We start from the raw sequence: 6,343 nt of genomic DNA on the forward strand, positions 1-6,343 counted from the left end.
CCGGTGGATAGGCCCGGACGTGTGAACCGGCAGCCTGTGGAGCCGACGTACTGGGCGTTTGAAGTCCCATGCGCGCCATGTGTTCGGCCAGGTTCTGCACCGGCTGCTGCGGAGCGGCGGCAGTCCGATTGAGCATGGCCAGAGCCTGCGACGCGGACGGGGTGGTGACGGCCGGTCCGTTCCAGGGTGTAAAAGCGTGCTCCCTCGCCGGCGCCTGGGCGGCGGACTGGTGGAACGAAGTGCTGGTGCTGGTTCCGGGAGCGTGAGAAGGGTGAGGAGCCGTGTGTACGGACGCGACCTCCACCAGGGAAATGTGGTAATCGGCGCCCTTTCGCGAGTTTTTCGTGACATGGAATCGGGTGCCAGGAGGAAAGAGTACTTCCGTTTCGGTTACCTGGTACTCCGACAACATGTCGACGCGACGCCCCGTGAGGGACTCGATATTGAAGATCACATTTCCGGGGCGAGTCACCTTGACCGCGTCGGTGCTGACGAAGGATTTCTCCTCAATGGTCGTACCGACTTTGTACCGGGCTACGACTCGTTTGAGTTCCGACGGGGTGTAGATCTCTATCGCACGGGTCACCGGACCCTTGTGAACGGGAAGCCTGTTCAATCCGGAGACTACTCCACGAATGTGGGCGTCGTATCGCTCGAGCAGCTCGCTGTCCTGCTCCCGGAGTGCCTTGTTGACCACATCGAAGTACGCGTTCCCGGTGTACCCGAGGAGCGCGACCAGGTCTTCCTGTGGGATTCCTTGAAGGGAGCGATGGGACGCCGTCAGTTCGTGCACCCTGGGCACATAGCGATCATACAGCCGGAACGTTCTGGAAAATCGCGCCCGGTCTTCTGCGCTCGATTGAAAACTCGGGTTCCCGTAAAATCCGGTCTCGGCAGGGGGAATCTGTTCCGGAGCTCTGCTCATGCCCTCCGTCTCGGAAATTATGATTCCAGCACGGGTGGCGATGTCGAGACGGCGTGCTCTGAGGACCTCCTTCAATCTTCCGCTCGTTGCCGGATTGAACCCGAGCGCGTCCACCGTGGCGTCCACCTGCTCAGGCCGCACCGATACAACCCGCCCGGCAGAATCCTTCATCCTTCTGGAACTCATGCCCGAGAAAACCCAGGAAGACTGAGGATTTATCCGCTTGTCCCTCAGGCTTTCCCACTCGTCCGCCTGGGGGCCGAATGAGTTCCCTTTGGGGTCGCCGGTGGCCCGGAAAAGGAGCGCTCCACCGGTATCGATGCGGACAGGGGCATTGTGCTGCGAGCTGACAATGTTGTCGAACGCCGCGCCTGCGACGTCCCAGTTCGCGAGCCACGCGTCGACGGCAAATCCGCTCTGGACAGCCTTTCGGTAGTCCGAGTCGTTCTTCAATCGCTGCTGGAGGTCGCTCCGGGCCCCCTCGACAATAGGTGATGCTATACCGGGTCTGCCCCTGTGCGTCACGAGCTGCAGCGCCGGTACATCCACACCGGAGATCCTATAAAGTTCAGCGGCCAGCACCTCATTACGGGCATGATCCCCGGTCTGTGACAATTTGACATAGAATTGCCTGCCGTGTTGATCGAGGTAGGTCCCTCCGGGATTCGACCCCAGCTGCTCCCCGACCCTTCTCCAATCCGTGACGTCGAGCCAGGTGAAACGCGTACCCGAAAGATCCTGGGAATATGTGAGCGTTCCGGCTTGGGACGTCCCCGCTTCTGTTCCGTGGCTCGAAAGTCCTCGTTTCTCCCTCTTGAAGATATCGGACAGCAGTCCCCCGGCCGGCACATGGAAACCTTCGGTATGTTCGGTCCGGAACTGTTTGCGGAACCACTCCGAGACAAGGAGCGCGTTACGGGACCGTGCTTCCTCATCGCTTCCGCGATCCAGATACAGCTGATGAGCGACGATCAGCTGTATGTTCCGGAGAGTCTCTTGCCGACGCAGCTCGTCCTCGGGCAAGTCGTTGCGCAGGGCAAGGGGCCGGTGGCGTCCGTCCATCAGACGACGGGCACGTGCCAGAAGCGCGTCGAAGTCTTCGGGGCGGCTCTTCTCCACATGCCGCGTGGCCGCGGCGAGAAGGTGTGCGGCGACCGCGTCGCTCGACAAGGCCTGCTGCTGACCGAACCCGGTGTCCGGGCCGGCCGTATGCCGCGGCACCGATACCACCGTGCCGTCGTAGTGCAGGTGTATACCGCCGTCCTCGTCGCGAAAGCCGAGCGCCCGCGCGGCGAAGTCGGATGTTTCAGGAGCCGGTTCGGCCGTCTCGGCCAGGTTGAGGGTGTCGTCCGTCGTGTCACCGGTGCCGGATCTCAGCCCGGCCGCCTCGGCCATCCGGGAAGAACGGTTGTCTGCCGGGAACTTCTGGACCTGTTCCGAGCGCTCGTGCGGGAGCGATTGCCGTGGTGCCTGGGAGGCCGGGACGGGCTGTGGTGTCGATCGTGACTTGTCCGTGTTGGGTGCGTCCAGGAACGCGACCAGTGGGGTGGCCGGTGCGGTCTGCTGGTGCGGACCGGATAGGCCTGTGCTGTCCTCCCGTGTCAGCCGGCCCTGCTCTGTCCGCGCGGGCCGCTGTGGGGTCTGTGCCGTTTCCGGCTCCGGTGCTCGCAAGGTGTCACGCGACCCGACGGCGCCCGTGCCCTCCACGGACGGGACGGTCTCCGTCACGCCACTGCCGACGGGTTCCTCGGAGGAGTGCTGCCGCGCGTGGGCGGCTGTGCCGGGCACCTGCCGGGCCGAGTCCTGCGAGCCCTCGGTGTTCGTGGTGTGCCAGTTGAAGGCCTCCCACATGCTCTGGTCCGCGGCGGTGACCGACAGAGCGTTGGCGTGCAGAGGCTCGGCGGGCGGCGGTCCGTAGAGTTCGTGGAGGAGTGAGTTCAGCACGGGATCGTGCTCGGCCAGCCACGCGGCGCCGTTGTTGCGCTGTTGGTGCGTGATGGAGTCGCGCCCGTGGTTCGCGCCGAAGTAGGCCACGGTGCTCTGCGCGAAGTACTCGGCCGCGTCGGAGGAGGAATGGTTGGCGCTGGGGTTGCCGTGGAGGTCCCGCAGCGGACCGTCGACCCATTGCCGCGGTGTCGCCGCGCCCCTGCGCGTGCTGAACGCCTCCTCCACCCGGGCCCGCCGGGCGTCTTCCAGTCCGAACGCGTACACCAGGTGGGCGGCCTCGTGCAACACCGACGAATAGCCTTCCGGATGAGTCCGGTCGGCGTCCGCGGCCTCCTGGCCGAGGAGGTTCTCCTCACTGACCGCCACCACGGCCCGCTGCTGGTCGGTCCAACCGCGGGCGCTCACCGGCGGACGGTCCTCGCCTTGCGTGCCGGCGTACGGAGGAAGGTCGGCGAGGTGCCGGGAACGGGGAACGATCACCACCCGGACATCGCTGCCCGCCACCCGCTCCGCGACGACGTCGTCGTGCAGGAGCAGTCCGATCAGACGCGCTGCCTCGGCACGAGCGGCGAGTGGCCGCTCCACCTCGGCGGGCACGTCGATCAGCTCGCGGGCGACCTCCATCGCCCGCGACGAGTCCTCGACACCGGCGAAGCCGGTGGCCGCACCGAATCCTCTGCCGTCACCGATGAGCTCGCCCGAGTCGATGCCCGGTGCCGGTTCGCTCCACTGCTGGGTCCGCGTGCTACCGGTGGGGGCGGCTTGAGAACGCAGGCTCCCGAAGGTACTTCCCAAGTCCAGGGAGAGTGCGTGCGCCCGCTCCTGGGGATGCTGCTGGGCGCGGTCCCGGTGAAGCCGGGCGGCGACGACGAAGACGATGCCGGAATAGAGCTCCTGGTACGCCTGCTCGGACGCCGACATCGTGCTCCCCAGGGGCGGCGGAGCCACATGATCGCGCGCCACGAGGTGCGCCGCTGTGGTGAGCCAGTTCTGGCCGTCGGGCAGGCTTCTCAACGCCGCGCGTTCCTCGGAGAATCTCCCCCGCCACTGATCGAGGAGCGCGCGATCCACCAGAGGGTACGCGGGGAGGCGGGAACCGGAGGCCTGGGGGGATTCGATCCCGGTGTTCGTACGGCTCAGACCGACGTGCGAGAACTGCTGGGTCAGCGCGGGGAGGTCCGTGCTCGGCTCAGCGGGTCGCCTGTTGACCATCGCCAGCATCTGGGAAGCGGTCAGGGGGGCTTGCGGGCCGCGGTACTGGCTGGGCGCGCTGGTGAACGCCGACGACGGCGCGGGGGCCGCGATCGGAGTCCGCCCCGCGGGACCGGCTGTTTCCGCGGGCAGAGGGAGACCCGCCAGGCGTGCGACGTCGATCCGACGTGCCTTGAGCGTCGTCTTCAGGTACGCGGTGGTGCGATCGCTGAAGCCGACGCTGTCAATCGCGGCGTCTATCTGCTGTGGAGTTATCGCGATCACTCGGCGGGCGGATTCCTGCATCGCCTTCGCGGTGATGTCCTTGAAAACATCGAAGGTCTGCGGATTGGTGGCGTAGTCGCGCAGGTTGTCCCACTCGGTGACATGCGAAGCGAAACGGTTTCCCTTCAGGTCCCCCTTGCCCGAATACATCAGTGCGCCTCCGGTGTCAATGCGCACCGGATTTCCACCCACGTTGACGATATTGTCATAATATCGTCCTGCGACATCCCAGTTGGCAAGCCATGCGTCGACGGCGAATCCGTCGTATATAGCCTTTCGGTATGATTTATCCTTGAGTTTTCGCTCGAGATCTTGATGGGCGTTCTCGAGGAAACGCGAAGCCGTCCCGTACTTTCCCTCGCGTGTGATCAGTCGCAGCTCGGGGACTTGCACACCCGCGAGCCTGTACAACGCCGCGGCCAGGACCTCGTTGCGGGCGTGGTCCGGTGTCCGCGCAAGCTTGAGATAGAAGCGGTGTCCCCTGGCGTCCTCGTAGGTTCCACCGACGTTCGACCCGAGCTTCTCACCGATTTTCCGCCACCCGGACGCATCCACCCAGGGGAGAGGCTCGCCCTGCCGGGCGAGGGACGAGGGTTCCGCGGCAGGCGGTGAGTCCTGCGCGGGGGCGACCTCGGTCATTCTGATGGTCCATATGCCGCCCCGGTCCTGCACCGACTGCACCTGGAAACTGGTTCCCGGCGGGAAGAGAACCTCGTTCTCCACATTCTTGTGCCGGGAGATCGCCTGAACCGATCGGCCGCTCCGGGACTCGATTTCGAACTGGATGTTGCCGGAGAAGCGGGGGGCGAAGGCGTTGGTGCTGACGAAGGCGGGTTCCTGCACCACCCTGCCGGGTGCGTAGCGGGCGAGCGCCGCCTGTGTTTGGGCGGGGTTGAGCGAGATGCCCCGGTAGACCGTCCCGGTGTGCGGCGCAAGCTGGTTCAAACCGGAAATCGAGCTCTTGATCAGTGGCGCATAGCCCGCCAGTACCCTCCGGTCGCCCGTACGCAGGGCTTGGTTGACGGCGGAGAATTCCGTAATGCCCGTGTACGCGATGAGCGCCACCAGGTCCTCCTCCGGAATTCTTCTGAAATAGCTTCCGGACGGCATCTGCCGCCGATGCAGCTGGTAGTCCGCGAATCCGTTGCGGAACGACTGACGTTCCTCATGGCTTGTGCGATAGCCCGGGACGGCGAGATAGGGAAAGGAACGCGACAGCATGTCGGACGCGGTCAGTTCCTGGCGTACACGCTGCTGAAGCCGTTCGACCGCTGCCGTACGGGTCGAACCATGAGGTTCGGCCAGCCATGCCCCGATCGCCAGGTCAATGGCCTGGAGCTCCCACTTGTTCTGCTCGAAGGCGAGCGGATGATCCCGGCCGCCGGTCACCCACGCTTCCACCGCACGGTCGATGTCCTGGAGTTTGCCGGAACGACTTCTTCCCAGCCGGTCCGATTCCGCGATCCAGTGGTCGATGATGTCGCGCTCCGACTGCGACCCACCGGGACCACCACCACGCAGACGCAACACGGGCTGCGGCTCACCGGTCGCCGTGCCCCGGACGGACCCGCCGTGTCCGGAATCCTCCCTGGTCTCCGTCACCGTCGGCGGGTTGTCCGTTCTGGGGAGGGGGACCGACGGGCTGGTCATCACTTCGTGCCGGTGTCCTGAGGGGGGCGCCGGCACGTGGTCGGCCGTTCGGCCGCCGAAGGCGGGAGGCAGTAGTTCCGGCGCTTTCCATGCCGAGCGCTGCTCTGTGGCAGGGTGCGCGGGCAGCCCGGTGCGGGCAGGGTCCTGCCAGGAGGATGCCGTCCGCGGCTGTCCGGTCTTCTGGTCCTCTGTGGTGGGTGTGGCGTTTTCAGGGGTCCAGGTGTTCAGTACCTTCGCGACCCGCCTGTGCTCCGGGCTTCCCGGCTGCAGTTCCGTCAGTCGTTTCCGCAGCATGTCCTGCTGCCACCGTGCCATGTCCGAGGCCGGTGGGGTCAGCGTCATGAA

Annotated in this window: 1 protein-coding gene; it reads right to left on the minus strand. The window is 65.5% G+C overall.

The annotated features are described in order from the left end of the window. On the minus strand, positions 1 to 5,878 hold a 5,878-nt coding region (locus ACH5AO_RS37050), incomplete at its 3' end, for an ADP-ribosyltransferase domain-containing protein (RefSeq protein ID WP_398932530.1). Between the last annotated feature and the right edge of the window lie 465 nt (positions 5,879 to 6,343).

This window comes from Streptomyces sp. NPDC018964 (genome assembly GCF_044390325.1).
Classification (GTDB): Bacteria; Actinomycetota; Actinomycetes; order Streptomycetales; family Streptomycetaceae; genus Streptomyces.